At 48.6% G+C, this 23,952-nt stretch carries 24 protein-coding genes; all 24 read right to left on the reverse strand.

From position 1 onward, the window contains the following. Window positions 1–265: 265 nt before the first annotated feature. Window positions 266–1,786: a lysine--tRNA ligase gene (gene lysS / locus C7R94_RS24620; protein WP_012683951.1), complete on the reverse strand. Its 1,521-nt coding sequence runs from the start codon at window positions 1,784–1,786 to the stop codon at window positions 266–268. Between the two features lie 102 nt (window positions 1,787–1,888). Beyond that, window positions 1,889–2,365, reverse strand: coding sequence for a transcription elongation factor GreA (gene greA / locus C7R94_RS24625; RefSeq protein ID WP_047074771.1), 477 nt, complete (start codon window positions 2,363–2,365; stop codon window positions 1,889–1,891). Window positions 2,366–2,582: 217 nt separating this feature from the next. After that, on the reverse strand, window positions 2,583–3,611 hold the full coding sequence (gene dusB / locus C7R94_RS24630; protein WP_047074772.1) for a tRNA dihydrouridine synthase DusB: 1,029 nt from the start codon (window positions 3,609–3,611) through the stop codon (window positions 2,583–2,585). Between the two features lie 70 nt (window positions 3,612–3,681). Then, on the reverse strand, window positions 3,682–3,891 hold the full coding sequence (locus tag C7R94_RS24635; RefSeq protein WP_047074774.1) for a helix-turn-helix domain-containing protein: 210 nt from the start codon (window positions 3,889–3,891) through the stop codon (window positions 3,682–3,684). Further along, entirely contained in the window at window positions 3,843–4,373 is a 531-nt protein-coding gene (gene folK / locus C7R94_RS24640) for a 2-amino-4-hydroxy-6-hydroxymethyldihydropteridine diphosphokinase (RefSeq protein ID WP_106656090.1), read from the reverse strand. The genes C7R94_RS24635 and folK overlap by 49 nt, the downstream gene beginning before the upstream one ends. Further along, window positions 4,370–4,741, reverse strand: a complete 372-nt coding sequence (folB, locus tag C7R94_RS24645) for a dihydroneopterin aldolase (protein ID WP_064203224.1) — start codon at window positions 4,739–4,741, stop codon at window positions 4,370–4,372. Before folB ends, folK begins: the two co-directional genes overlap by 4 nt. 2 nt (window positions 4,742–4,743) lie before the next feature. Beyond that, window positions 4,744–5,931 carry a dihydropteroate synthase gene (gene folP, locus C7R94_RS24650; RefSeq protein WP_197238006.1) on the reverse strand — a complete coding sequence of 396 codons (1,188 nt, stop codon included), beginning with the start codon at window positions 5,929–5,931 and terminating at the stop codon, window positions 4,744–4,746. Window positions 5,932–5,983: 52 nt separating this feature from the next. Further along, the gene (gene pabC / locus C7R94_RS24655) at window positions 5,984–6,829 is read right to left on the reverse strand and encodes an aminodeoxychorismate lyase (RefSeq protein ID WP_106785344.1); all 846 of its coding nucleotides are present in this window, start codon (window positions 6,827–6,829) and stop codon (window positions 5,984–5,986) included. 33 nt (window positions 6,830–6,862) lie between these two features. Continuing rightward, window positions 6,863–7,597: a twin-arginine translocase subunit TatC gene (gene tatC, locus C7R94_RS24660; protein WP_047074782.1), complete on the reverse strand. Its 735-nt coding sequence runs from the start codon at window positions 7,595–7,597 to the stop codon at window positions 6,863–6,865. A 70-nt stretch (window positions 7,598–7,667) separates the two neighbouring features. After that, window positions 7,668–7,868, reverse strand: a complete 201-nt coding sequence (tatA, locus tag C7R94_RS24665) for a twin-arginine translocase TatA/TatE family subunit (protein WP_017247013.1) — start codon at window positions 7,866–7,868, stop codon at window positions 7,668–7,670. A gap of 20 nt (window positions 7,869–7,888) precedes the next feature. Next, window positions 7,889–9,532, reverse strand: a complete 1,644-nt coding sequence (locus C7R94_RS24670; protein WP_106785345.1) for a PhoX family protein — start codon at window positions 9,530–9,532, stop codon at window positions 7,889–7,891. Between the two features lie 136 nt (window positions 9,533–9,668). Beyond that, the gene (gene pabA, locus C7R94_RS24675; protein WP_012683942.1) at window positions 9,669–10,253 is read right to left on the reverse strand and encodes an aminodeoxychorismate/anthranilate synthase component II; all 585 of its coding nucleotides are present in this window, start codon (window positions 10,251–10,253) and stop codon (window positions 9,669–9,671) included. Window positions 10,254–10,270: 17 nt separating this feature from the next. After that, window positions 10,271–11,764, reverse strand: a complete 1,494-nt coding sequence (locus C7R94_RS24680) for an anthranilate synthase component I family protein (protein WP_106785346.1) — start codon at window positions 11,762–11,764, stop codon at window positions 10,271–10,273. A 120-nt stretch (window positions 11,765–11,884) separates the two neighbouring features. Continuing rightward, on the reverse strand, window positions 11,885–12,817 hold the full coding sequence (gene cysK, locus C7R94_RS24685) for a cysteine synthase A (protein WP_047074787.1): 933 nt from the start codon (window positions 12,815–12,817) through the stop codon (window positions 11,885–11,887). A gap of 82 nt (window positions 12,818–12,899) precedes the next feature. Then, window positions 12,900–13,802, reverse strand: a complete 903-nt coding sequence (locus C7R94_RS24690; protein WP_047074789.1) for a peptidyl-prolyl cis-trans isomerase — start codon at window positions 13,800–13,802, stop codon at window positions 12,900–12,902. 28 nt (window positions 13,803–13,830) lie between these two features. Next, window positions 13,831–14,703 carry an Hsp33 family molecular chaperone HslO gene (gene hslO, locus C7R94_RS24695; protein WP_106785347.1) on the reverse strand — a complete coding sequence of 291 codons (873 nt, stop codon included), beginning with the start codon at window positions 14,701–14,703 and terminating at the stop codon, window positions 13,831–13,833. Window positions 14,704–14,892: 189 nt separating this feature from the next. Beyond that, on the reverse strand, window positions 14,893–15,837 hold the full coding sequence (locus C7R94_RS24700; RefSeq protein ID WP_047074793.1) for a sigma-70 family RNA polymerase sigma factor: 945 nt from the start codon (window positions 15,835–15,837) through the stop codon (window positions 14,893–14,895). Window positions 15,838–16,088: 251 nt separating this feature from the next. Continuing rightward, the gene (locus C7R94_RS24705; protein ID WP_106785348.1) at window positions 16,089–17,048 is read right to left on the reverse strand and encodes an ABC transporter ATP-binding protein; all 960 of its coding nucleotides are present in this window, start codon (window positions 17,046–17,048) and stop codon (window positions 16,089–16,091) included. Between the two features lie 25 nt (window positions 17,049–17,073). After that, window positions 17,074–17,991, reverse strand: a complete 918-nt coding sequence (locus C7R94_RS24710) for a C40 family peptidase (protein ID WP_106785349.1) — start codon at window positions 17,989–17,991, stop codon at window positions 17,074–17,076. A gap of 1 nt (window position 17,992) precedes the next feature. Continuing rightward, window positions 17,993–19,087, reverse strand: coding sequence for a dipeptide epimerase (locus C7R94_RS24715; RefSeq protein WP_106785371.1), 1,095 nt, complete (start codon window positions 19,085–19,087; stop codon window positions 17,993–17,995). 150 nt (window positions 19,088–19,237) lie between these two features. Further along, entirely contained in the window at window positions 19,238–20,896 is a 1,659-nt protein-coding gene (locus tag C7R94_RS24720; protein ID WP_106785350.1) for a peptide ABC transporter substrate-binding protein, read from the reverse strand. 95 nt (window positions 20,897–20,991) lie between these two features. Then, on the reverse strand, window positions 20,992–22,017 hold the full coding sequence (locus tag C7R94_RS24725) for an ABC transporter ATP-binding protein (protein WP_106785351.1): 1,026 nt from the start codon (window positions 22,015–22,017) through the stop codon (window positions 20,992–20,994). A 5-nt stretch (window positions 22,018–22,022) separates the two neighbouring features. Then, the gene (locus tag C7R94_RS24730; protein ID WP_106785352.1) at window positions 22,023–22,940 is read right to left on the reverse strand and encodes an ABC transporter permease; all 918 of its coding nucleotides are present in this window, start codon (window positions 22,938–22,940) and stop codon (window positions 22,023–22,025) included. Continuing rightward, window positions 22,937–23,875 (reverse strand): ABC transporter permease, encoded by a 939-nt coding sequence (locus tag C7R94_RS24735; protein WP_047074807.1) that lies wholly within the window; start codon window positions 23,873–23,875, stop codon window positions 22,937–22,939. The genes C7R94_RS24730 and C7R94_RS24735 overlap by 4 nt, the downstream gene beginning before the upstream one ends. Between the last annotated feature and the right edge of the window lie 77 nt (window positions 23,876–23,952).

Raw genomic sequence — 23,952 nt, forward strand, 5'->3', positions numbered from 1 at the left:
AGTTTTCAAAGAGCATTTTCACAACAACCTCTTTATCTTATCAGGTTGTCCAAGTCGTGTCAACAAGTTTTTTTAACGTGTTTTTCAGCGACCTCATTAATCTATCACATTCCTTGAAGGAAAAGCAAGAACTATTTTCACATCATTTTTGTGATCGATTAAGTAAAAAAGAAGAACAGGTATTAATATAACACTTAACCTTTTTAAGTGCAAGTAAAAAAATAAAACCACCTGAGTTTTTCTCAGATGGTTTTATTCTGCTAGACTAGTCGCGGTTACGCATATGAGGGAACAGCAGTACGTCGCGAATAGAAGGAGAGTTGGTCAACAGCATTACCAGACGGTCGATTCCGATTCCTAATCCTCCAGTTGGCGGCATACCGTACTCCAGCGCTTCAATGAAATCGTCGTCCATATCATGCGCTTCGTCGTTACCAGCTTCTTTTTCCAAGAGCTGTGCTTCAAAACGTTCGCGCTGGTCAATTGGATCATTGAGCTCTGTAAATGCATTAGCATGCTCACGAGCTACGATAAACAACTCAAAACGATCCGTGAATCGCGGATCCTGGTCATTTTTCTTCGCCAATGGCGAAATCGCCACAGGGTGACCATAAACAAAGGTAGGCTGAATCAACGTATGCTCCAGCTTTTGCTCAAAGAATTCATTCACTACATGTCCGAACGTATGGTGAGGCTCAACGGATACGCCATGCTCTTTTGCCAAAGCACGCGCTTCATCGTCGCTCATTTCCTTCCAGAAATCGACACCGAGATTTTCCTTAATCAAATCTACCATGTGTACACGGCGCCATTTTGGTGTCAGGTCAATCTCATTGCCTTGGTATTGAATTTTCATAGTGCCCAATACTTCCTGTGCAATATGAGCAACCATTTCTTCAGTCAGGCTCATGATGTCCTGGTAGTCGGCATATGCTTCGTACAGCTCAATCATCGTGAACTCAGGGTTGTGACGAGTAGAGATACCTTCATTGCGGTATACGCGACCGATCTCATACACCTTTTCCAGGCCACCGACAATCAGACGTTTCAAGTGCAGCTCAATTGCAATACGCATATATAGCTGCATATCCAATGCATTGTGATGCGTGATAAATGGACGAGCAGATGCACCACCGGCAATCGCATGGAGTGTAGGTGTTTCTACTTCCAGATAGCCCAGGTTGTCCAAATAACGACGCATCGAAGTCAGAATGCGGCTACGCGTAATGAACGTGTCGCGAACTTCTGGATTCACAATCAAATCCACGTAACGCTTACGGTAGCGAGTCTCGATATCTTTGAGACCATGGTATTTCTCAGGCAGTGGACGCAGTGATTTGGTCAGGTAGGATAGTTCCTTTGCTTTTACACTAAGCTCGCCGGTTTTTGTTTTGAAAACAACACCAGTTACACCGATCATGTCACCGATATCAGCCAAATCAAATACTTTGCTCAGTTCTTCGCCAACAGTATCCTGACGGACGTAGATTTGAATTTGACCGGAACGATCCAGCAGTTGAGCAAAGCTCGCCTTACCCATTCCACGTTTCGCCATCAAACGGCCTGCAATCGTAACCACGTTCTCTTCCGCTTCCAGCTCTTCCTTGCTCTTTTCGCTAAAAGCTTTCGTTATATCTGCAGCATGATGCGTTTGCTCGAATTTTTTACCGAACGGATCAAAGCCCCACTCACGCAACTGATTCATTTTGTCGTGACGCACTTGAAGTAGCTCGTGGAGCCCTTCCTGTTGCTGTTCTTCTTGCTGTAGGTCTTGCTCGTTTGCCATTTTACTCACTCCTCTAGAAAATGCCTGCATTAACAATTTTGTACAGACTTTTATAATAGCGATACGGCGTACCTCGCAAAAGGTACGCCATAGATCGACTGCTTACAGGTTAATATCAAGAATCTCGTACTGAATGACTCCTGCCGGTACGTTTACGTCAACAATCGCGCCTTTTGCTTTGCCGAGGAGCGCTTGACCTACCGGGGACTCGTTGGAAATCTTGTTGTTCATCGGATCGGATTCAGCAGAACCTACAATCGTGTAATCGACAACATCACCGAACTCGAGGTCTTTCAGCTTCACACGGGAACCAACGCTTACAACACCTGTATCTACATCTTCATTTGTGATGATGCGGGCATTACGCAGCATTTTTTCCAGTGTCAGAATGCGGCCTTCGATGAACGCTTGCTCATTCTTTGCCTCTTCATATTCAGAGTTCTCACTGATATCTCCAAAGCTAATCGCTTCTTTAATACGAGCAGCTACTTCCTTGCGTTTAACCGTTTTCAAATCTTCAAGCTCTTGTTCCAGCTTCGTTAAACCTTCTGGTGTAAGGATGACTTCTTTTTCAGACATGGTTCAATTCCCCCGTTTTAAAAAATGATTCCATTTATACTGGGTAAAGTACAAAGGATTATATGTAGATGTTCTATACAATATACAGCAGAATGCAATCGTCTTTGAGGTTCAAAGGTAAAGCTGCCAGTGTGGACTGGCAGCTCGGCTCCCAATATTACGGAGTATTATAGGATATGAAGGAACCCTTGTCAATGTCTGGAATGAACCACCAATTTTAGTAGCTGACAGCCTCGTCACGTTCTGTTTCCAGCGGTTCTTCGCTGTCATCTGCGTAGTTTTCAATCCAGTCGACATAGTTCATGAGGACGCTGCGAAGCTCCTCTTCTGTCTCAACCGCATTTACGAGATTTTTCGTGTGCGTCGAGCCCTTCAAGCCTTTCAAGTAATACGCCGCGTGCTTGCGCATCTCAAGGACCCCCACTCTCGGACCCTTCAGAGCGATTAAACGCTCTGCATGCAATAAACAAATATTCATCTTTTCACGTGCGGTTGGCTCTGGACCAAGCTCGCCCGTCGTCAGGTATTGAATGGTGCGATACAGCATCCACGGATTTCCGAGAGCAGCACGTCCAATCATAACACCATCGCAACCCGTTGTATCCAGCATGCGTCTCGCATCCTCAGGAGTAGCCACATCCCCGTTTCCAATCACCGGGATCGAAACGGTTTCCTTCACCCGACGGATCCAGTCCCAGTCCGCTTTCCCTTTGTACATTTGTACGCGGGTGCGTCCATGAACGGCAATCGCTTTGCCACCTGCACGTTCTACCGCCTTGGCGTTATCCAGTACGTACAGATGATCTTCGTCCCAGCCCAATCTCATCTTCACGGTAACCGGCTTGTCGACCGCATCGACTACAGCAGATACGACTTCGTAGATTTTATCTGGATCGAGCAACAGACGCGCACCTGCATCACAGCTCGTAATTTTCGGCACAGGACAGCCCATGTTGATATCAATGATATCCGCGTTCGTATGCTGGTCTACATATTTCGCCGCACTCACCAAGGTTTCCTTGTCTCCGCCAAAAATCTGCAAGCTTAGTGGTTTTTCGCGTTCGTCGACAAACAGCATATCCATCGTTTTTTTGTTTCCGTGCACAATGCCCTTGTCGCTTACCATCTCGGCGCAAACCAATCCAGTACCGAACTCCTTGGCAATCAGACGAAAAGCAGGATTACAGACACCTGCCATTGGAGCGAGAACTACGTTGTTCTTTAATTCGATATTGCCGATTTTCATCTATTTTCGCCTCCTTATTCCCGATTAGTCGGGGTCTTGGAGAGGACAATCCTATCCAAACTTCATTACATCACTTATTTATAGCACATAATTCATCGTAGTCTACCTGTAAAGTGCTGGCGATCTTGCGTAATACAGGCTCTGTTGGCGTACGAGTTCCTCTCTCTAGCGATCCAACAAACGACAGTGACACTCCCATCTTTTCCGAAAGGGACTGTTGTGTATACCCTTTTAGCTTTCGGAAGGACCGGATTCGATTTCCCAGTTGATTGCTCCCCACTCACGTACCCCCTTGTGATCTTCTACCAATAAGGAAAGATAATGATCAATGGTTTGGTTATGCTCAGGTAAAACGCCGCCTTCCCAAACGTCTCGAAGCGGCACGAGTACAAAAGCACGCTCGCTCAGCCCGGGATGAGGAATCATGAGATTGTCTTGCGAAACACGAGATGTCCCGTACAACAGTAAGTCAATATCAATCGTGCGCGGTCCCCATCGAACTGTTCGCACACGACCCAGCTCTCGCTCTACTGACAACGCCGTCTCTAGCAGCTGATCTGGGGTCTGTTCTGTTTCCACAGCGATCGCCATATTCAGAAATGCGTCTTGTTCGACGTAACCAAATGGATCCGTCTCATAAACAGAGGAGACACGAAGGACGCGAATTCCAGGTTGCTCATTCAATCTCTGTATCGCCCGGCGCAAGTTCTGCGCCCGATCCCCGAGATTGGAGCCTAGCGCTAAATACGCACAAACTGTCATGAAGCAAAATCCTCTCTTCTACGGATCATCTCAATCGCAACCGACTCGTAATGCCCATTGATCGGCGGATTTGGCTTGGTTACTTTTGCTTTGACTTCATGCAAAGGGAATTGCTCCAATAGACGTTCTGCTATCACAGCAGTCAGTTTTTCGACCAGATGAAATCGTTCACCCTCGACAATTTTTTGCACACAAGTAAAGATATCGGCGTAATTGACTGTATCGTGAAGATCGTCACTTGCTCCGGCTTTGGATAAATCGAGCGATAGCTCCAAATCGACATAAAACCGTTGGCCCAGTTCAGCCTCTGCTCCAAACACACCATGATATCCGTAAAAAGACATACCATTGAAGTAGATTTTATCCAAGGTTAAATGCCCCCTTTTAGCATCGCATCCATCATCTTCGTAACGCGCTTCATTTCTTTGACGTCATGCACCCGTACCATATGACAGCCTTTTGCCGCCCCGAGAGCAACTGTCGCTGCCGTACCTTCAACACGTTCATCTACAGGCAAGTCGAGAACATGACCGATCATCCGCTTGCGTGAAGTAGCGAGCAGAACGGGGTAGCCCAACCCTACCAGATCATCCAGCCTGCGCATCGTTTCGAGATTTTGCTCGACAGTCTTTACAAACCCGATCCCCGGATCAAGAATGATTTGCTCCTGTTTTACCCCCGCCTGCAAGACGATCTGTACTGACTCACGCAGGTCTTTGATATAGTTTGGGAAAAAATCGTGATAGTCCGTGTCTTCGCGATTGTGCATCAGGATAATGGGTACATCGAGACGAGCAGCTACCTCTGCCATCCGCGGATCACGCTTCGCTCCCCATACATCATTAATGATATGTGCCCCTTCTAAAATGGCGCGTTCTGCAACTGCCGCTTTGTACGTGTCGATGGAAAGCGGAACAGATAATTCCTGCGAAAGTAGCCGAATGACTGGCAGCACTCTGTCCAGCTCCGTCGCCTCATCGACTGCTTCCGACCCCGGACGTGTCGATTCTCCCCCGATATCAATCAGGTCAGCTCCTGCCTCAACCATTGCACGCGCTTGTGCCAGTGCTGCCTCCACATCGACATAGCGACCGCCATCCGAGAACGAATCAGGTGTCACATTCAAAATACCCATGACTAGCGTACGCTCTCCCAATGGCAGGACATACTGGCCACAGTTCAGTCCGCGGCGCGCACGAAGCTTGGCAGGCATAGCTAAAACTTCCCGTACCTCTGCCGCCAACGCTCGCAGTTCTTCCGTTTGGGTTTTCATATAATCCAACGCCAAATCCATCTTCTTGTGTGAAGCCAACAGCAGCACGTATTTTTTATCGGCAGTACCTGGTTGGTCTGAGATAACTGCTTCCGCTTCGAAAGAGTGCATAATCTCTCTCACACTCTGTGCTGTTGCCACACTCATGTTTTCCGTGTGAATCTTCAGGCTCGTCCCCGCTTCCGTCATGCGTTCGGCTTCAGGAACAGGAACTCCCCTTTTGACAAGCTCCGATACCATCTCAGCGAAGGTCGCAGCATGGATTCGAAATGAATTGTATTTCATGACCAAACTCCCTTTTTCCGTCTTCGCACATTGAATAGTAGCATACCATAATTTACTCGCTAGCCGCTACAGACTGACGGTAGGCGCGGTGCAGTTCGCACGAATATGTACCATATGTCGAAGGAACGGATTGCCCGTCAATTTCGGTAATCGGAACGATCTCTTGCACGGAATTTGTCGTAAAGACTTCATCGGCGTTGAGCAGTTCTTCCAAGCGATACCGACCTTCTTCGACAGGCATCGATAATTGCTGTGCCAAAGTCAAAACATGTCGCCTCGTCACACCATCAAGAATGCCCGTATCAATAGAAGGGGTAAACAACCTGCCGTTCTTGACCCAGAACACATTGCTCACAATTCCTTCTGCCACGAAGCCATCATGCGTCAAAAACAGACCCTCCACATCTGGACGTGCGCCGAGTTCTTGTCGAGCAAGGGCATTGTTTAAGTAATTATGCGATTTAAAGCGCTGCTGGCCTTCTGCTGTCTGTCTTGCCAACGCCAATGTCTGCAACCGTTTTGGCGAAGGAGGTACTGCTAAAGGAGCTACGGGTTTGGCAAATACAAATAAGGACGGACGCTCGTACCCCCCTGCTACCAAGCCCACTCCTTCTGCGCCAGCCGTAATACTCAAGCGGACATAGGCATCACGCAAATCATTGGCATCTATTGTCTGCATAATGGCTTCAGCCAATTCTTCCTTGGTCCAAGCAGGGTGAATCTGCAACGCCAAAAGCCCGGAACAGAGCCGGGCGTAATGGTCATTCCATAAAAATAGCTTGCGGTCATATACACGTAACGTTTCAAACAGACCAATGCCGTATAAAAAACCGTGGTCCAATACTGATACTGTAGCCTCGTGAGCTGGACATATCGTCCCGTTAACATAAACGTGCATCTTCGCTCTCTCCCGATTATATAGTCGAGAGCATCATATCATATTTTCCGAGGAAACCGCTGTCTCCTGCACACGTTTGCCATGTACGAAACGCGAGATAGTAATGGAGATTTCATATAAAACGATGAGTGGCACAATTACCATAATATCGGAAAGAAAATCAGGCGGCGTAATGGTAATCGAGATAATCGCGAGCACCAAATAGGCGGGTTTGCGCATTTTAGCCAAGCGATGCGGGTTGAGAATCCCCAAATGACTCAAAAATAAAACGATAACTGGCAGTTCAAAAAGCAACCCAAACGGCAGACACAGATTGAGCATAAAGGTGAAATAATCGTTCGCTGTAATGACCAGTTCAAAATTCCCGTTGGATAGCCCCAGTACAAATTTGTACATCATAGGAAAGAGCACAAAGTAGGCGAAGGAAAGCCCGAAAATAAACAACAGGAATAGAGCCGGGATATACATGAGCGCCACTTTTCGCTCTCGTTCTTCCAATGCGGGCACCACGAAGCGCCAAACTTGATACGCGGCAACCGGGATTGTTATTGCAAGCGCACCGACTGCGGACAACTTCACATAGATCGATAGGATATCTCCCGGCCCAAGAATCGCCAGCTTTTCCCCTGAATGATTCGCTAACGCCAAATAAATATGGTCCACAAACAAAAAGCAGATAACCATACTGACAACCAGGACAGACAGCACAAGCAAAATTCTGCGGCGCATGTCTGTAACATGCTCAAGTATAGGCATCTCTTTGCTCACTCTAACTCCTCCTCATGCGCGGAAAAAAGGCAGTGCGTCTCGTGTACGCACCGCCTCCTCTCAGGCTGGATTAGTTGATTCGTTTCAACGCTTCTTCTGGAGCCTTCTCTTTTTCATCATCGTCTTTAGTCAAATCTTTTGCTGCGGTTTTAAATTCGGTCAAGGTTCGTCCAAAAGCACGACCGATCTCTGGCAGTTTACTCGGCCCGAAAATCACCAAAGCAATGATCAGGATCAGAATTAATCCAGGAATACCGATGCTCGACAGCATAATCTGTTACACTCCTTGTCCTAGAAACCTGTAATAGCAATCACGCTCGGCATGGCTACTGCATTTCCGCCTTTAGGCCAGTGGCTGGTCGGCTTGTCATACGACTTCAGGTTTTCACCTGGATGCTGCACCGCCAGGAACAGTGTTTTTTCATCAGGGGTGAACCAAGGGCCTGTCATTTCAGCGCCTACTGGTGCAGACGCGAATTGTGCGGCTTCTCCCTTGCTGTTACCCGTTGTTGGAATGAAAAACACCCCATTGTTTCCAAAGGATTTATAAATACCGCTGTTCATTGACGAGGACGAGATATCTGTCACGACCCACAGGTTACCCGCGCTGTCGAAAGCCATGTTGTCTGGCGCCGCAAAACCGCTTTGTGGTCCACCTGCTGCAAAAATCTCAAACGTAAACTCCAAGCCTGCATGGTTGTTGTCATTCTCGAACAGGCGAACGATTTGTCCGTAGAAGTTTCCATGCTTGTCGTTGTTGGTCAAGGCAATGAAGACGGAACCATCAATCGGATGCACTTCCAGGTCTTCTGGGCGATCCATCGGGGTAGCCCCTACTGCTTTGGATGCATCTCGGCAGTTGAGAAGCACATCAGCCTGAGAAGCAAACATCGGTTTGCCATCTGCATCGACTGCCTTTTTCAGTGCTTCGTTTGTTGCGAAATCCAACGCAATCCACTTGCCCTTACCGAAGTTGGCAACGTACAGTGTACCCTCTTCCAGCAGTTTGGAATTGTTTTTCCCTACCTTCGGATCGTACTTGCCTTTAGATACATACTTGTACACGTATTGGTCCTTCGCATCATCCCCCATGTAAACGACCAATTGTCCAGATGGAGCCAGAACCATCGCCGTGTTTTCGTGGGAGAATCTGCCCAGTGCTGTATGCTTTTTCGGAGTCGATTTCGGATCAAATGGATCAACCTCAACAACCCAGCCATAATGCTCGGCTTCAGGCAGCTTGCAATCACCGACGACGTCCATGTAGTTTTCCTCGCAGGAAAGAATTGTATTCCACATCGTCACGCCGCCAGAGCAGTTTGCAAATGTTCCGGTTACTTCTTTAGCAATAGAAGCTGCTGGGCCAGTCAACACATGCTTGGTCAGTCCGCTTACCCGACGGCCATATTCGGAATCAGAAACAAGCTTCCAGCTGCCATTTTCTTTTTTGATTTCAATAACGGAACCGCCCAGTGCATACAAGTACTTCTTGATTTGCTCAGGGGTACGTTTGTTGTCATCTTCATCTGCATTCAGATAGTCATAGCCATTCACGTAATATTCCAACTCACCTAAATATTCGTGATTCACCCAAAGGAGGCCATGATCGGACTTGCCTTCGATTGGCAGGAAACAGGTGAAGTCATTGTTGAATCCGAAGGTATCTCCTGCTGCATTGATTTTATCGCCATAGGAAGCCACTACATCGTATTTGAAGCCGTCCGGCAGCACAACATCGTCTTTCGTAGTCGGATGAATTTCTTTGAATTTTGGATTGAAGTTATGTTTTTTTGTATCGAGACCAAACAGATGGTCGGCTGTTTTTCCTGATAGGGTATTACCAGCTGCCAGAGCAGGAATTCCTGTTGCTACCGAAGCCAACGCCGCTGTCCCTACACCGAGATAAGTCAAAAACTGTCGACGATTTACATCCATTTACTATCTCTCCTTTTTTGCCTTCTTCTGTTTCATTGTACAAGCCGTATATCGAGGAACCATGAATGTTGTATAAAGAGTATGTAAATAAAAAACCGCCCTCGAAAAAAGGCGGTTTTCCTGTCGTCTCTATGTGTTAACCTGTCGTATGGCGCGCGTATGCAGTAAGGAAGTTCTTCAGCAATTGCTTGCCGTGCTCGGTAATAATCGATTCAGGGTGGAACTGGACACCTTCGATTGGGTACTCCCGATGGCGCACAGCCATAATTTCGCCTTCCGCTGTCCGGGCGGTTACTTCCAGCTCACTCGGAATGGACGCTTCCTCAATAATCAAGGAATGATAGCGTGCCGCTGTAAAAGGGGAAGGGATGTCCTGAAAGATAGTTTTGCCGTCATGGAAAACTTCCGACGTTTTTCCGTGCATCAAGCGCTCGGCCCGAATGACTTTTCCGCCAAACACTTGCCCAATGGACTGATGGCCCAAGCAAACACCCATAATCGGAATTTTTCCGGCAAAATGGCGGATCGCATCCATGCTGATCCCCGCTTCATTTGGTGTGCACGGCCCTGGAGACACCATCAAATAATCTGGTGCCAATCGCTCGATTTCTTCCAGTGTAATTTTGTCATTGCGATACACTTGCAGCTCTTCCCCAAGCTCTCCCACATACTGCACCAAATTGTAGGTAAAGGAATCGTAGTTATCAATCATCAAAATCATCGTACACTCATCTCCTCTCAACTCATCGTTCTCTGCTCGCTCAACTCAAGCGCTTTCCACAACGCTTCTGCCTTTTTCAATGACTCGGCATACTCAGCCTCTGGAACCGAGTCAATCACGATACCCGCTCCCGCCTGCACATGAGCTACGCCATCCTTGATCACCATAGTGCGGATGGCAATGTTGACCTCGATATCGCCATTGAAGCCAAACCAGCCGATTGACCCCGTATAGACGCCTCGCTTGACTGGCTCAAGCTCTTCGATGATTTCCATCGTGCGAACCTTGGGCGCTCCGGTGATCGTCCCTCCCGGAAAAGTCGCCTCGATCGCATCAAGCGCATCCTTGCCAGCTGCCAGCTCTCCTTTGACGTGGGAGACGATGTGCATGACGTGGGAATATTTCTCCACGACCATGAATTCGCTGACCTCCACACTGCCAAAGCGACAGACGCGGCCCATGTCATTGCGTTCCAAATCAACCAGCATGACATGCTCTGCGCGTTCCTTTTCATTATCAATCAGCTCACGTGCCAACGCATCGTCTTGCTCGTCCGTTAATCCGCGCGGACGTGTACCAGCGATCGGACGCGTATGCACTTCCTTGCCTTTTACCTTTACAAGTAGCTCTGGCGAGGCACTAACCAATTGAAATTCAGGAAAGCTCAGATAGCCCATATATGGAGACGGATTCAGCTTGCGAAGCACATCGTACACTTCTGGGGCTGTCACCTGCACCGGCTTGCTTTGCCGTACCGACAGATTGACCTGAAAAACATCCCCTTGGGCAATGTACTCCTGCACCCGGCGAACAGCATTCTCGAATTGGTCTTTGGCAAAGGATACTGACGCTGGGACCAGCTTGGCAAGCGGTCTTTTGCGCAAAGCTTCCCAATCTGTCTCATCGTGATCCATCGCAAATGAAGCAATCGAGTCCATCCGTTTTTCCAGCTGGAGTCCTGCTTGTCGATAGCTCTCTTCGGTCAAATTGTCCGCGTTCAAATGCGTCAGGCAAATTATCTCTCGGGTCTCATGATCAAAGACAAGAAGGTCTTGCATTATCATAACATACAGGTCTGGCAACTGTAAGTCGTCAGTCGCTATCTGTGGCAAGCGGGGCTCAAAAAAGCGGTTCATCTCATAGCTGATATAGCCTACAGCCCCTCCGGAAAAATCCGGCATACCTGGAAGCGCAGGCGTACGGTAACGAGATAGCAGCTCTCGTAAAGCATTCAATGGGTTGTGAGTCTCTATGCTCTCGATTTTTCCTTCCGGGTACGAAATGATGGTTTCTCCTCGCTGACTGCGCAGCGTAGCGATAGGCTCATATGCCAAAAAGGTATACCGCCCAGCTCGTCCACTTTCCAACAGGACAGCATTTTGCAGGGAAGGCTGTAGTTTTGTGAGCACCTGCCACGGATCAATCGTCGAAGACCACGGTTTACGCAGGGCTAGGGGAACCAACGAATAAGATAAGGCATACGTCTGGCAATCAGCAAAGGTAGGGAACATTCTTCCTCTTCACGCTCCGGTTTTCACTATTTATCCGTTCATTATATAGTTGCCTGATACAAAAAGAAAAGACCACGTAGCCAACATGGCGCTCCGTGGTCTTGCGGTATTTTTTTCCAATTAATCTTCGAACTGATACAGAGGCGTGGACAAATAACGCTCCCCATTCGAAGGAATGATAGCGATCACTTTTTTGCCTTTGCCGAGCTTCGCTGCTACTTGCAGAGCCGCATGAATCGCTGCTCCAGAAGAAATACCGCCGAGAATACCTTCCTGACGAGCAACACGACGCGCGGTTTCAAAAGCGTCCTCGTTTTCTACCTTAATGATTTCGTCGTAAATTTGTGTATCGAGAATTTCTGGGACAAAGCCAGCCCCGATCCCTTGGATCTTATGTGGACCTGGTTTGCCGCCAGACAAAACTGGCGAAGCCGCAGGTTCAACAGCCACGATTTGTACATTCGGATAGTGTTCGCGCAGAACCTGCCCTACACCCGTAATCGTTCCGCCTGTACCGATACCGGAAATAAACGCATCTACGCCGCCGATTTCCTTCGCTTGATCTAACAGCTCACGGGCAGTCGTCTCACGGTGAATGGCCGGGTTTGCTAGGTTTTTAAATTGCTGCGGAATGAAATACGAGCTATCTTCTTTCGCCAGCTCTTCCGCTTTGCGAATCGCTCCGCCCATCCCTTCGCTGCCTGGTGTGAGAACCAGCTCCGCACCATATGCACGCAATAGATTGCGGCGTTCCATACTCATCGTCTCTGGCATGACCAGAATAGCACGATATCCTTTTGCAGCAGCAACCATCGCGAGTCCAATACCGGTATTTCCGCTCGTAGGTTCAATGATGGTATCACCCGGTTTCAGACTTCCATCTGCCTCTGCTGCCTCAATCATCGACAACGCAATTCGGTCTTTTACACTGCTTCCCGGGTTGAAGAACTCCAGCTTCAAGTAAATGTCTGCAATATCTTCGGTGACAACACGATTCAGCTTTACAAGCGGAGTAAATCCAATCAAATCGGTAATGGAATTAGCCACGCGCATATGTTCTGCCCCTCCTATTTTTCATAACCGAGTAAAACGCTAGGATTTATTGACATAATTATATCAACGGTAGCCTATTTGGTCAATGAGGCATTTGCCCAGAAATCTGGACCCCTACCGATTTTCGCAATCGCTCCAGCACGACATCCAGCGACTCGACCTGGGCAAATGCGATTTCTCGGCGCAGCTCATCTTTTACCTCTTCAAACGTCCGTTGACTGGCTTCCCTGCGCTCTATCAGTTGGTAAATGACGTATTGATCTTCTATTTTGATCGCTTCGCTATATTTGTCTTTCTCCAGCTTTTCTACAATGGGCTTCGCCTCGTCAGGCAATCGATTATCCTTGATGGAAACCCAGCCTACATCGCCGCCATTCACCGCTGTATCCGCATCAATCGAACGCTCTTTGGCAATCGTCTGAAAGTCGGCCCCGTTTTTTAAATCAGCCAAAACTTGTTCCGCTTCTTTTTGTGAAGCCACGACGATTTGCCCTAAACGCATCTGCATCGGTCGGGTATAACGGTCAGATCGACTATTATAGACCTTTAATATCTCTTCATCCTTGATGGTCATGTCCTTCGTTGCCAGGGTTTGCAACAGGATTTGGTAAGAAATCTCCTGCTTCAGGGCTTCCACGGTCGTCCCCGCTTGTTTTAACAGCGCAGCCTCAAACTCACTGTCTGTCCGACTGCCGTAACTGTCACGAATCTGGGAAAGCTCTTGCTCCAGCTGCTTCGGATCAACCGTGATACCGGATCTCTTCGCCTCTTGAAAAACGACTTCCCGGTTAATCATGTCGTTTAGCACTTGCTTACCGAACTTTTGCTTCAGCGCCGTTACATACTCGTCGTTGCTAATCGTCTTATCCCCTACGATGGCGGCAGGCTGCAGCTTGCCTGATGCCTGGTACCATGCCCAGGTAACGGCAAGCAGCAACAATACAAGCGCCCCAATGAATGCCCACAACCCTTTTACGTTGGTCATGCCAACACTCCCCTACTTGACGCCGCGCTTACATGTCTTTCAGGATGTCTTCCAACGCGGATCTGTCATAATGGTAACGTTCATTACAGAAATGACAGTGTACTTCTGCTTCGCCCTGTTCCTCAATCAGACCTTCCATTTCTTCGCGTCCCATGCTGATCAGTGCCTGAACTACCTTATCCGCTGTACATTTGCAGCTAAATTGAATCTCCGTGCGGCTCAGGATTTTTGGATCATCCAATACGCGGGCCAAAATCTCTTCAGGAGTCAAACCTTCGCCAATCATGCGAGAAACCTGTGGAAGCTGTCCCAAACGCTCTTCAATTGCTGCCACAACCTCTTCAGGCGTATTTGGCAACAGCTGGAGAATAAATCCACCCGCAGCCAAAACAGAACGGTCTTCAGGATTCACCAGTACACCCACACCTACTGCTGAAGGCGTTTGCTCGGACATCACAAAATAATAAGTGAAATCTTCCCCAATCTCACCAGAGACGATCGGCGCACTGCCTTGATACGGCTCCTTGAGACCGAGATCTTTCGTTACGTACACAAACCCGTCTGTTCCCACTGCACGCGCTACATCGAGCTTGCCTTTATCGTTTAGCTCAAAGTGGACATGCGGGTTGGATACATACGCGATTCCTTCACCATGTGCGTTTGCTTCCGCCATGATCTGCCCGATTGGTCCGCCTCCTTTTACTTTGACATGGAGGCTCTCGTTTCCTTTTAACATAGCCCCCATCATCAAGGTAATAGTCAGCGTACGTCCCGCTGCTGCTGTCGCTGTATTCCACATGTCGTGACGACGACGCATATCTTCGACAGATTCTGTCGTGCGTGCGGCAAATGCACGAACATGCCCATTAAAACCCGTTGCTCTTATCATATAATCGCCCATATAGCGATCCTCCTTTTCGAACTCCTTCTTTAAAATAGCGAAAAAATCATGAAGCTATCTTACCAGTTTACCACAAGGAGAAAAAGACTACGCTTCTCCCGCTGTGAGTCTGACACTTTGAGAATTCGACCATTTCTGACAGAAAAAACCCCTCTGTACGAAGAGGGGCCGAAATAACCAAATCCTATGTTAGGTTAAATAATCTTTTAATACGTGTGAAGCTTTTTGCGTTCGCAATCGGTCAATCGTCGTCGCTTCAATCTGGCGAATACGCTCGCGGGTGAGACCAAACATTTTCCCCACTTCCTCCAAGGTATACACTTGATCATCATAGAGGCCATAACGCATGGAGATAATTTCTTGCGCGCGGGGACTAAGTCGCTCCAACGCAGCGCGCATTTGCGAGCGAAGGTCTACCTTTTCAATCCAGTCATCCAGCGAGGACAACCCATCATCCATGATTTCTGCGTAGCTCAAGCTCTCGTCTTCATGCCAAGCTTGCCATTTCTCACTATCCAGCTCAGCGTCGATGGATTCCATCTTCATCATGAGAGCCAGTTCGATGGCCTCCACCTTTTCTAATGGAATATCCAAGAGTACGGCAATCTCCTGCCGATCTGGCGTCCGGTTCAAAGCATGGACGAGATGTAGTACTTGCTTCTGATACTGGCGAATCTGCTCATGCATGTGGACAGGAATGCGAATCAAAGTTGCTTTGTCGTTGATGGCACGGGTGATCGCTTGAGAGATCCACCAGTGCGAGTAATGATAGAGACGCACGCCTCGTCCCACATCAAATTTTTCAATCGCGGTAAACAAACCTATCGTGCCCTCCTGAATCAAATCCAGGAACGGCATCCCTCTTTTCAAATGGCGCAAAGCAGTACTAACTACGTATCGTAAATAGGCGCGCACAATCGTTTCACGTGCTTCAAGATCGCCATCCCTTTGATAGCGAATCAGGCAAGCAAGCTCTTCTTCTTTGTCCAACATGGGTGTTGCAGCGACGCTTTCCAAAAACAGTAGAGCCGAAGTGTCCGATCGAAGCGATCGAGGGACAACAATTCCCAACTGTGTCTCCACTTCCCGCCAACGACGGGGAGTTGAATGGAACGAGGAGGTACTCAGAGTCATATGCAACCCTCACTTCTCTGGAATGGAAGATCACGATGAAGTAGGTGAGTCACGGAATGTTTTACTGTATCCGTATTTCGACAAAACCCGTTCGATTCCTGCCAGTTTACAGAATATTAACAGTTCTCCTCTGCAAACAGTTGATGAAAGCCCTTTCATGCGATAGAATTAAGAGTTTATGAAGAAAAAGCCATTCCTAATAACCAAGGATGGCAAAAAGACAGTGTCGAATCTTCTGATAAAATCGAAGACTACTGATACAAGTGACAGGAGACGAAGTGGTTGGTGTCTACTTCCTGCCAGATAGGCTTCTTTTCGGCGCATACTGCTTTGGCTACCGGACAGCGCGTACGGAACACACAGCCGCTAGGTGGATTGATCGGGCTCGGAACGTCACCTTCGATAATAGTGCGCTCACGGCTTTTCTCCAAATCGGGATCGGGGACAGGAATGGCCGACAACAACGCCTGCGTGTAAGGATGCTTTGGTGATTCGTAAAGGATTTCACTGGCAGTCATCTCGACCATATTGCCCAGGTACATGACGCCAATACGGTCACTGATGTGCTTAACCATCGCCAAATCATGCGCGATAAACAAATACGTCAGCTTTTGTTCCTGCTGCAATTTCTTCATTAAATTCACGACCTGTGCCTGAACGGAAACATCGAGTGCCGAAATCGGCTCATCGGCAATGATGAAGGTAGGATTGACGGCAAGCGCCCGCGCAATCCCTATCCGCTGTCGCTGACCACCACTGAACTCGTGCGGGAAACGGTTGGCATGCTCTTTTTGCAAACCAACCATCTCCAACAGCTCGATTACACGTTTCATTCGTTCCTTCCCTTTATATAGCCCATTAAGATGCAGGCCCTCTGAAATGATTTCCGCAATGTTCATTCGGGGGTTCAGAGAAGCATACGGATCCTGAAAAATCATTTGCATATGGCGTGTCAGCTTGCTCCGCTCAGCAGATGATGCCTGATGGACGTTTTGCCCGTCAAAAATGACCTCCCCTGTCGTCGGTTGATACAATCCGATGATTGTACGGCCTGTGGTCGATTTGCCGCAGCCAGATTCCCCTACCAGTCCAAACGTTTCCCCCTCGTATATATCAAAGGAAACATTGTCCGCTGCCGTAAGTGAGAGACCTTTACCCAACGTAAAGGTTTTTGTCAGGTTCTTTACCTGGACCAGCTTCTTTCGTTGCACCTGGCCACTCCTCCCCGTTATCCGTTTACCAGTATCGTCTGGAGACGCAATGTTCCTTTTCGAGCTTGTAGCCATCCAGCTTGACGATCTCGATGGCACTTCGCGAATCCGGAGAATGAATCATTTCCCCATTCCCCATGTAAATGCCCACATGATGGACTCTGCCTTTCCCCTCTTCATGGGCAAAAAACAGCAGATCGCCCGGAAGCAAAGCTTCTTTTTCCACGAGCTGTCCAGCTTTTGCCTGATCAGATGCATCACGCGGAATCTGGAGACCGACAGATCGGTGCATGTTGTACGCAAATCCTGAGCAGTCATACCCGTAAGAGGACATACCGCCCCATAAATAATGCAGGTTGAGGAATCGCTTGCCCGCTTCTACGATTGCCTCTCCACGATTTCCGGAAAGCTCGATGGGCTCGTTTGCCTTGAAGATTTGGACGTCTGCTTTTGGCAAAAGTCCTGTGCCGCTCGGTGTCGCTACCGTTACCCAGTCTGCGGCTTCCTCGATCAGCGGCAGTTTGGTCAAAAAGGCAAGCTCCATGTCTGGCTTCTTGTCGGCTGTGTGTAGATGGGTAAACGCCGCCGTGACCATCGCCAGCTTTTGGCCTTGCTGTACCTCAAAGGCATCTGACCACGGTGCTAGCTGACGAGACGGAACCCAGCCGGGATAGCCTGTTGCGCTTTTGTTCGTAGTCTGATCAGGAATCAGAATATGTGACCATTCCCCTTGCTCCTCCACTACCTCTACGCGTGTACCGTACAACGCTTGGGTTTGAATCGCGTTATTGTCGTAAAAACCGAGCTTCTCCTCAACAGTAAGGGAAGCGAGCCAGCTTCGTGCATCTACCGGGGATTGGAGCGCTACTTGGTCAATATCACGCGGCGACTCCGGCTTGGTCCACACAGTGGCGACAGAGACAGAAACAATGGCAGATTTCATCTTAATTCTCCCCCTCCCACAGGCTGACGGAACGAATACCGAGCCCAGACTCTTCTGGCATGCGCATCAAGCGGCCCTCGTACGTTACGCCACCTTCTATACCATCGTGCAAAAGCATCAACGGCGCATCAAAATCAAAGCGTGTGATGTTTTTCTTGCTGGCTGCAAAATGAGCAGCTGCTGATACAGCCAGACGCGATTCGATCATGCTGCCAACCATGCATGGAATACCGTGTTCTTCAGCCAATTGGTTGATTAATTGTGCTTTGTAAATGCCGCCAGCCTTCATCAGCTTGATATTAATCATGTCAGCCGCACGGTTTTGCAAAACCTGCAGGGCCTGCGCTGGTGAAAACACACTCTCGTCAGCCATGATTGGCGTATCGACTGAATCTGTTACCCGCTTCAAACCTTCTAAATCATGGGCTTTTACAGGCTGCTCAATGAGTTCGATGCCAAGACCCATGTCCTCCATTTTGCGAATGGATTGGATCGCTTCTTTTACATTCCATCCCTGGTTGGCATCAAGACGAATCTTCACCTGATTGCCCACGGATTTGCGAATTTCCTGGATGCGCAAAATGTCATCCTCGATATTGTCCTTGCCGACCTTGATTTTCAGTACATGAAAGCCTTGCTTGAGATAGGCGGCCGCATCCTCGCCCATTTCCTTGGGGGAGTTCACGCTGACGGTATAATCCGTCTCCAATTGGTCACGGTAGCCACCGAGGAATTGATACAACGGCATTCCTGCGCGCTGAGAAATGAGATCGTACAACGCAATGTCCACCGCTGCCTTCGCACTCGTATTTCCTACCATGGATTGGTGCAAGGTTTGGAAAACCCGTTCATAGGCAAGCAAATTCAAGCCGATGAGCTGAGGTCTCATCGTATTCATAATCGCCGACTCAATGCTTTCGATGCTGTCTCCGGTAATGACGACCGTAGCCGAAGCTTCGCCCCACCCGACCATACCGTTGTCGCAGGTGATTTTCACCAGAATCGATTCCAGACTATGCACCGTTCGCAAAGCCGTTTTAAAAGGCTTTTTCAATGGAACAGATATTCGTTTTACTTCGATGGCTTGAATAATCATGTTTTCCTCCATCTTCTCCAGCACTCGTGCTTTCTTTCCTTGTGTTTTTTCTAATAGACATACTAAATTATAGCACTATTAAAAATTCTAGCAAAAAAGGGGGAGAGTCATTCCACCCGCCTGAAATGACTTCTCCCAACTTACTCCTTCTTACTTCACGACAGCTTTTCTCAGGTCTGTGTAGCTCAGTGAAGAGCTTTGTATACCACTTACTTTGTCGCTTGATAGCAAGGAAGTGTTATAGAAATAAAGCGGTGCGATTGGCGCTTCATCCACCAAGATTTTTTCTGCATCATGCAGCAGCTTCAGACGTTTTACATCGTCTGGCTCCTTGTATGCGTCTTGGATCAGCTTGTCGAATTGCGCATTGCTCCAGCCCGTACGATTGCTTGCTGCCTTCGATTGGAAAATATCGAGGAAGTTGATCGCATCACCGAAGTCAGGCAACCAGGAAGAACGAGCAATTTGATACTGCAACTGCTTTTGCATATCCGTCAAAACTTTTCCTTCTACCTTTTGCAGCTTCACATCTACACCGAGCGTCTGCTTCCACATTTCTTGCGCGGCTTGTGCCGTTTTTTCGTTAGCCGTTCCGCTGCGGTAGGTAAGTGTAACCTCTGGCAGCTTTGTGTAGCCTTTTTCTTTCATTCCTTGTTCCAGGAGCTTCTTCGCTTCATCTGGGTTGAAGTTCACCAATTCTCCGCCTACTTCACGGAATTGTCCTTCACCGTTGGCATCAGGCAAACCATAAGAAACGAAGCCTGTTCCCGGCTTTTGTTGACGCATCAGCACCAGATCGACCAGTGTCTTACGGTCAATCGCCAAGCTAAAGGCTTTACGAATATTGGCGTTATCAAACGGCTCCTTCGTTACGTTGAAACGATAGAACTCTGTACCTGCTCCATCACGCACGAATACTTTGCCTTCTTTGAACAATTGGTCTGCCATGTCTGCCGGAACGGTTGTCGTTCTGTGCAGCTCCTCGTTCGTAAACATTTGATACTCGGTATTCTCGTCATCAATCATTTTCCAAACAGCGCCAGGCAGGGTTACATTAGCTGCATCCCAGTACGTATCGCTCTTCATCATTTTCAGTTCACTGTCATGCGCCCACTCTGTCAGCTTGAAAGGTCCGTTTCCAACAAAGCTTGCTGCTTCTGCTGCCCATTTCGGGTCTTTTTCTACAGTTGCTTTGTGTACAGGGAAGAAAGCTGGGTTGGATGCCAACAGGAGCGTCCAGGAAGCTGGTTGAGCGAGCACGACCTCTAGTGTTTTGTCGTCCACCGCTTTTACTTTTACGCCATCCGCTGGTCCTTTACCGCTGTTATATGCCTCCGCTCCCTCAATAATGTACGCGAGGGATGCTGCCGGAGATGCCAGTGCAGGATCAAGCATGCGTTTCCACGCGAATTCGAAGTCCTGAGCCTTTACCGGTTCACCATTGGACCATTTATTTTCACGCAGGGTAAAAGTGTAGGTTTTTCCATCCTCGGAGATTGTCCATTCGGAAGCGGCAGCTGGTTGAGGCTTTTGATTTTCATCCAGGCGAGTCAAGCCCTCCATCAAGTTGTTCAAAATGTTATAGGACGGCTCATCGAAGCCAATCGGCGGATCCAATGATGTCGGTTCCTTGATATTATTCAGCAACAGGAGCTTTGCCGCTTGATCGCCCGGCGTAGGAGCGTTTGGCTGAGCCGTGTTGCCTGGTGCAGGCTCACTCGGTGCAGCTGGTTGACCCGACGTACATCCAGCTATGAGCATGGACACACCCAGCGTAGCCGTCAGCAACAATGTTGATAGTTTTTTCACTGTTTCTTCCCCCTTATTTTTTGTATGTCGTAAAAGGATAGCGCCGTCAACGACACCCTCTTTTACACGAATGCACTGCCCTCCAAAGCTATGAATCAAGTTCCCGTTGGCGGTTGCATCGACGCAAGCAACTTCTTCGCCCTCGGGTCCTGCAACCAGCAGGAAACCGCGTGTTTGCTGTGGACATGGGTCTCCGCAGGCTGGTAATTCCGACATACTTCCAACGCGTAGTCACAGCGCGCAGCGAAGGCACAGCCAATTGGCGGGCTGAACAAATCCGGGGGTGTTCCAGGTATTGGGCTGAGCGGAATGGAGCGGTCCGCATCCAGACGAGGCATCGACGCCAGCAAGCCTTTGGTGTACGGATGCTGCGGGTTGTAAAAAATGTCGCGAACAGGTCCGGACTCTACCACTTTTCCGGCATACATGACGTTGACCCGATGCGCAATCTTGGCGACGACTCCCAAGTCATGCGTGATAATAATGATCGAGACTCCCGTCTTTTGCTGAATGCTTTTGAACAGCGCGATGATTTGCGCCTGAATCGTTACATCCAACGCTGTCGTAGGCTCATCCGCAATCAGAATAGACGGCTTACAGACAAGCGCAATCGCAATCATGATTCGTTGGCGCATCCCACCACTGAACTGGTGTAAGTACTGCTTGAGACGACTTTCTGGATTGGCTATTCCGACCAAGGTGAGAATTTCAATAGCTTGCCGCTTGGCTTCGCTTCTGGCGACCTTTTGATGGCGAATGATTCCTTCCATAATCTGCTCACCAATGGTGATGGTCGGGTTGAGCGACGTCATCGCATCTTGAAAGATCATGGAGATTTCTTTTCCACGCAGCTCGCGCATCTGCTTTTCCGGCAGCTTTGCCAGGTCCTGCCCTTTAAAATGAATGCTTCCACCCGCGATTTTTCCGATATGCTCCGGGATCAGACGCATAATGCTCCTTGCAGTCACGCTTTTCCCACATCCGGATTCACCAACAATCGCCAGTGTCTCCCCTTTGTTCAAGGTAAAGTTCACGTCCCGAACGGCGTTCACTTCACCGCCATGCGTCTTGAATGTGACCCGAAGCCCACTGACTTCCAGCAGCTTTTCCGTTTTATCCATGTTGCCTACCTCCTTGACTTCGGATCGAACGCATCGCGCAAACCATCACCGAGCACGTTGAACGCGAGCATCGTCAGCGAGATGAGGAAAGCAGGGAAAAAGAGCCGCCACCAATGGCCGGACAAAATGGTTGGGAGTCCATCGTTCGCCATTACCCCCCAGCTTGCCATCGGTGCTTGGATGCCGAGACCGAGGAAGCTCAGGAACGCCTCTGCAAAAATCGCAGATGGAACAGATAACGTGACATATACAATGATGATGCCAATTGTGTTGGGCAGCAGGTGCTTGCGAATGATGTAGAAAGGCTTTGCCCCCATTGTTTTTGCCGCCAGTACGTACTCGGAGTTTTTCATTTGCAGAACCTGTCCGCGCACAGTCCGGGCCATCCCAATCCAGCCTGTCGCACTCAACGCGATAATAATGGTTAAAAGTCCTGGCCCCATAACGACCATCAGCAAAATCACAACCAACAAATAAGGAAGTCCGTACAAAATGTCGACGAAGCGCATCATGATGTTATCGATTCGCCCGCCTAAATATCCGGCAATTCCTCCATACAAGACACCAATGAAAAAATCGATAAGTGCTGCTGTCAAACCCACAAACAGGGAAATGCGCGCACCATACCAAACACGAGTGAACACATCGCGGCCAAAATCATCAGTACCAAACCAGTTCGCTTCCGATGGCGGTTTATTTTTCATAATGATCGACTGTTTGGCGTATTCATGACCAGAGATCAGCGGTCCAATCGTAGCCATAACCCCAAGCAAGATAATCACCACCAACCCCATCAGAGCCAGCTTGTTTCCTCTCAGGCGAAGCCAAGCTTCTTGCCAAAACGTCAGTTGAGGTCGCACAATCGCTTCCGCATTGAGGTTGTCTTTTCGCATGGGGACAAATAAATCATCAGAAACGATCATCCTTCGCTCTCCTTTCGATGCAGCTTAATTCGTGGATCAATGATGCCATACAGTACATCGACGACAAACATTAGGAAAATCAAAAGTGCGCTATAGAAGACTGTCGTTCCCATAATGACGGAATAGTCGCGGTTATTAATGCCAGCGACGAAATATTTCCCCATCCCAGGAATCGCAAATATTTTTTCAATCACAAAGCTTCCCGTTAAAACGTTGGCAATCAATGCGCCTAGTAGCGTAACGACAGGCAAAATCGCATTACGAAGTGCGTGCTTCAACACGATCGTCGCTGGAGACAGCCCTTTTGCACGAGCGGTTTCAATGTATTCCTGAGTCAACACTTCCAGCATGTTGGTACGAGTCAAACGAGCGATAATCGCAATCGGACCAAACGCCAATGCAAGAGCTGGCATAATTACATGCTGCCAAGTCCCCCACGTTGCGGTCGGCAACAGCTTCCATTCGACCGCCAAATATTTGATTAATAAGGAGGCGACAACAAAGCTGGGAACAGATATCCCAATAACCGCAATAATCATGGCAAGATAATCAATGAGACGATTATGTCGCAGCGCGGCGATCACACCGAGCGCGATACCGGTGACGATCGCAAAGACAACAGAAATCAGTCCGAGTTGAAAAGAAACGGGAAATCCACGGGCGATCATTTTGTTGACCGTATCCGAGCTGTTGGCAATCGATGGCCCAAGGTCAAACTGCACCAGCTTTTGCAAGTACAATCCGTATTGGACGAGTAGTGGCTTATCCAGGTTGTAGTAGGCATTGAGGTTCGCAGCAACAGCTTCGTTTAGTGCCTTTCCTTCTTTTTCAAAAGGAGATCCTGGAACGGCATGCATCAGGAAAAAGGTGAGGGTAATGATGAGCCATAACGTCACGATCATGGAGATAAATCTGCGGAAGACAAAAGATAGCAAGGACTCTCCTCCTTTTCATCAAAAACTGACCTCTCGTAATAAGCAAAAAACCCAGCAAATGCACGCGATCATGGCAT

The organism is Brevibacillus sp. NRRL NRS-603 (assembly GCF_003013445.1).
Classification (GTDB): domain Bacteria; phylum Bacillota; class Bacilli; order Brevibacillales; family Brevibacillaceae; genus Brevibacillus; species Brevibacillus formosus.

What these genes read in the sequence shown, in the direction of transcription:
- folP (WP_197238006.1), bottom strand. Translation starts at nt 5,931, where the DNA reads ATGAAATACAATTCATTTCGAATCCATGCTGCGACCTTCGCTGAGATG.
- pabC (WP_106785344.1), bottom strand. Translation starts at nt 6,829, where the DNA reads ATGCACGTTTATGTTAACGGGACGATATGTCCAGCTCACGAGGCTACA.
- pabA (WP_012683942.1), bottom strand. Translation starts at nt 10,253, where the DNA reads ATGATTTTGATGATTGATAACTACGATTCCTTTACCTACAATTTGGTG.
- greA (WP_047074771.1), bottom strand. Translation starts at nt 2,365, where the DNA reads ATGTCTGAAAAAGAAGTCATCCTTACACCAGAAGGTTTAACGAAGCTG.
- hslO (WP_106785347.1), bottom strand. Translation starts at nt 14,703, where the DNA reads ATGGGCGATTATATGATAAGAGCAACGGGTTTTAATGGGCATGTTCGT.
- dusB (WP_047074772.1), bottom strand. Translation starts at nt 3,611, where the DNA reads ATGAAAATCGGCAATATCGAATTAAAGAACAACGTAGTTCTCGCTCCA.
- C7R94_RS24710 (WP_106785349.1), bottom strand. Translation starts at nt 17,991, where the DNA reads ATGAAATCTGCCATTGTTTCTGTCTCTGTCGCCACTGTGTGGACCAAG.
- lysS (WP_012683951.1), bottom strand. Translation starts at nt 1,786, where the DNA reads ATGGCAAACGAGCAAGACCTACAGCAAGAAGAACAGCAACAGGAAGGG.
- C7R94_RS24690 (WP_047074789.1), bottom strand. Translation starts at nt 13,802, where the DNA reads ATGACCAACGTAAAAGGGTTGTGGGCATTCATTGGGGCGCTTGTATTG.
- tatA (WP_017247013.1), bottom strand. Translation starts at nt 7,868, where the DNA reads ATGCTGTCGAGCATCGGTATTCCTGGATTAATTCTGATCCTGATCATT.
- cysK (WP_047074787.1), bottom strand. Translation starts at nt 12,817, where the DNA reads ATGCGCGTGGCTAATTCCATTACCGATTTGATTGGATTTACTCCGCTT.
- C7R94_RS24730 (WP_106785352.1), bottom strand. Translation starts at nt 22,940, where the DNA reads ATGATCGTTTCTGATGATTTATTTGTCCCCATGCGAAAAGACAACCTC.
- C7R94_RS24670 (WP_106785345.1), bottom strand. Translation starts at nt 9,532, where the DNA reads ATGGATGTAAATCGTCGACAGTTTTTGACTTATCTCGGTGTAGGGACA.
- C7R94_RS24700 (WP_047074793.1), bottom strand. Translation starts at nt 15,837, where the DNA reads ATGACTCTGAGTACCTCCTCGTTCCATTCAACTCCCCGTCGTTGGCGG.
- C7R94_RS24680 (WP_106785346.1), bottom strand. Translation starts at nt 11,764, where the DNA reads ATGTTCCCTACCTTTGCTGATTGCCAGACGTATGCCTTATCTTATTCG.
- folK (WP_106656090.1), bottom strand. Translation starts at nt 4,373, where the DNA reads ATGACAGTTTGTGCGTATTTAGCGCTAGGCTCCAATCTCGGGGATCGG.
- C7R94_RS24715 (WP_106785371.1), bottom strand. Translation starts at nt 19,087, where the DNA reads ATGATTATTCAAGCCATCGAAGTAAAACGAATATCTGTTCCATTGAAA.
- C7R94_RS24725 (WP_106785351.1), bottom strand. Translation starts at nt 22,017, where the DNA reads ATGGATAAAACGGAAAAGCTGCTGGAAGTCAGTGGGCTTCGGGTCACA.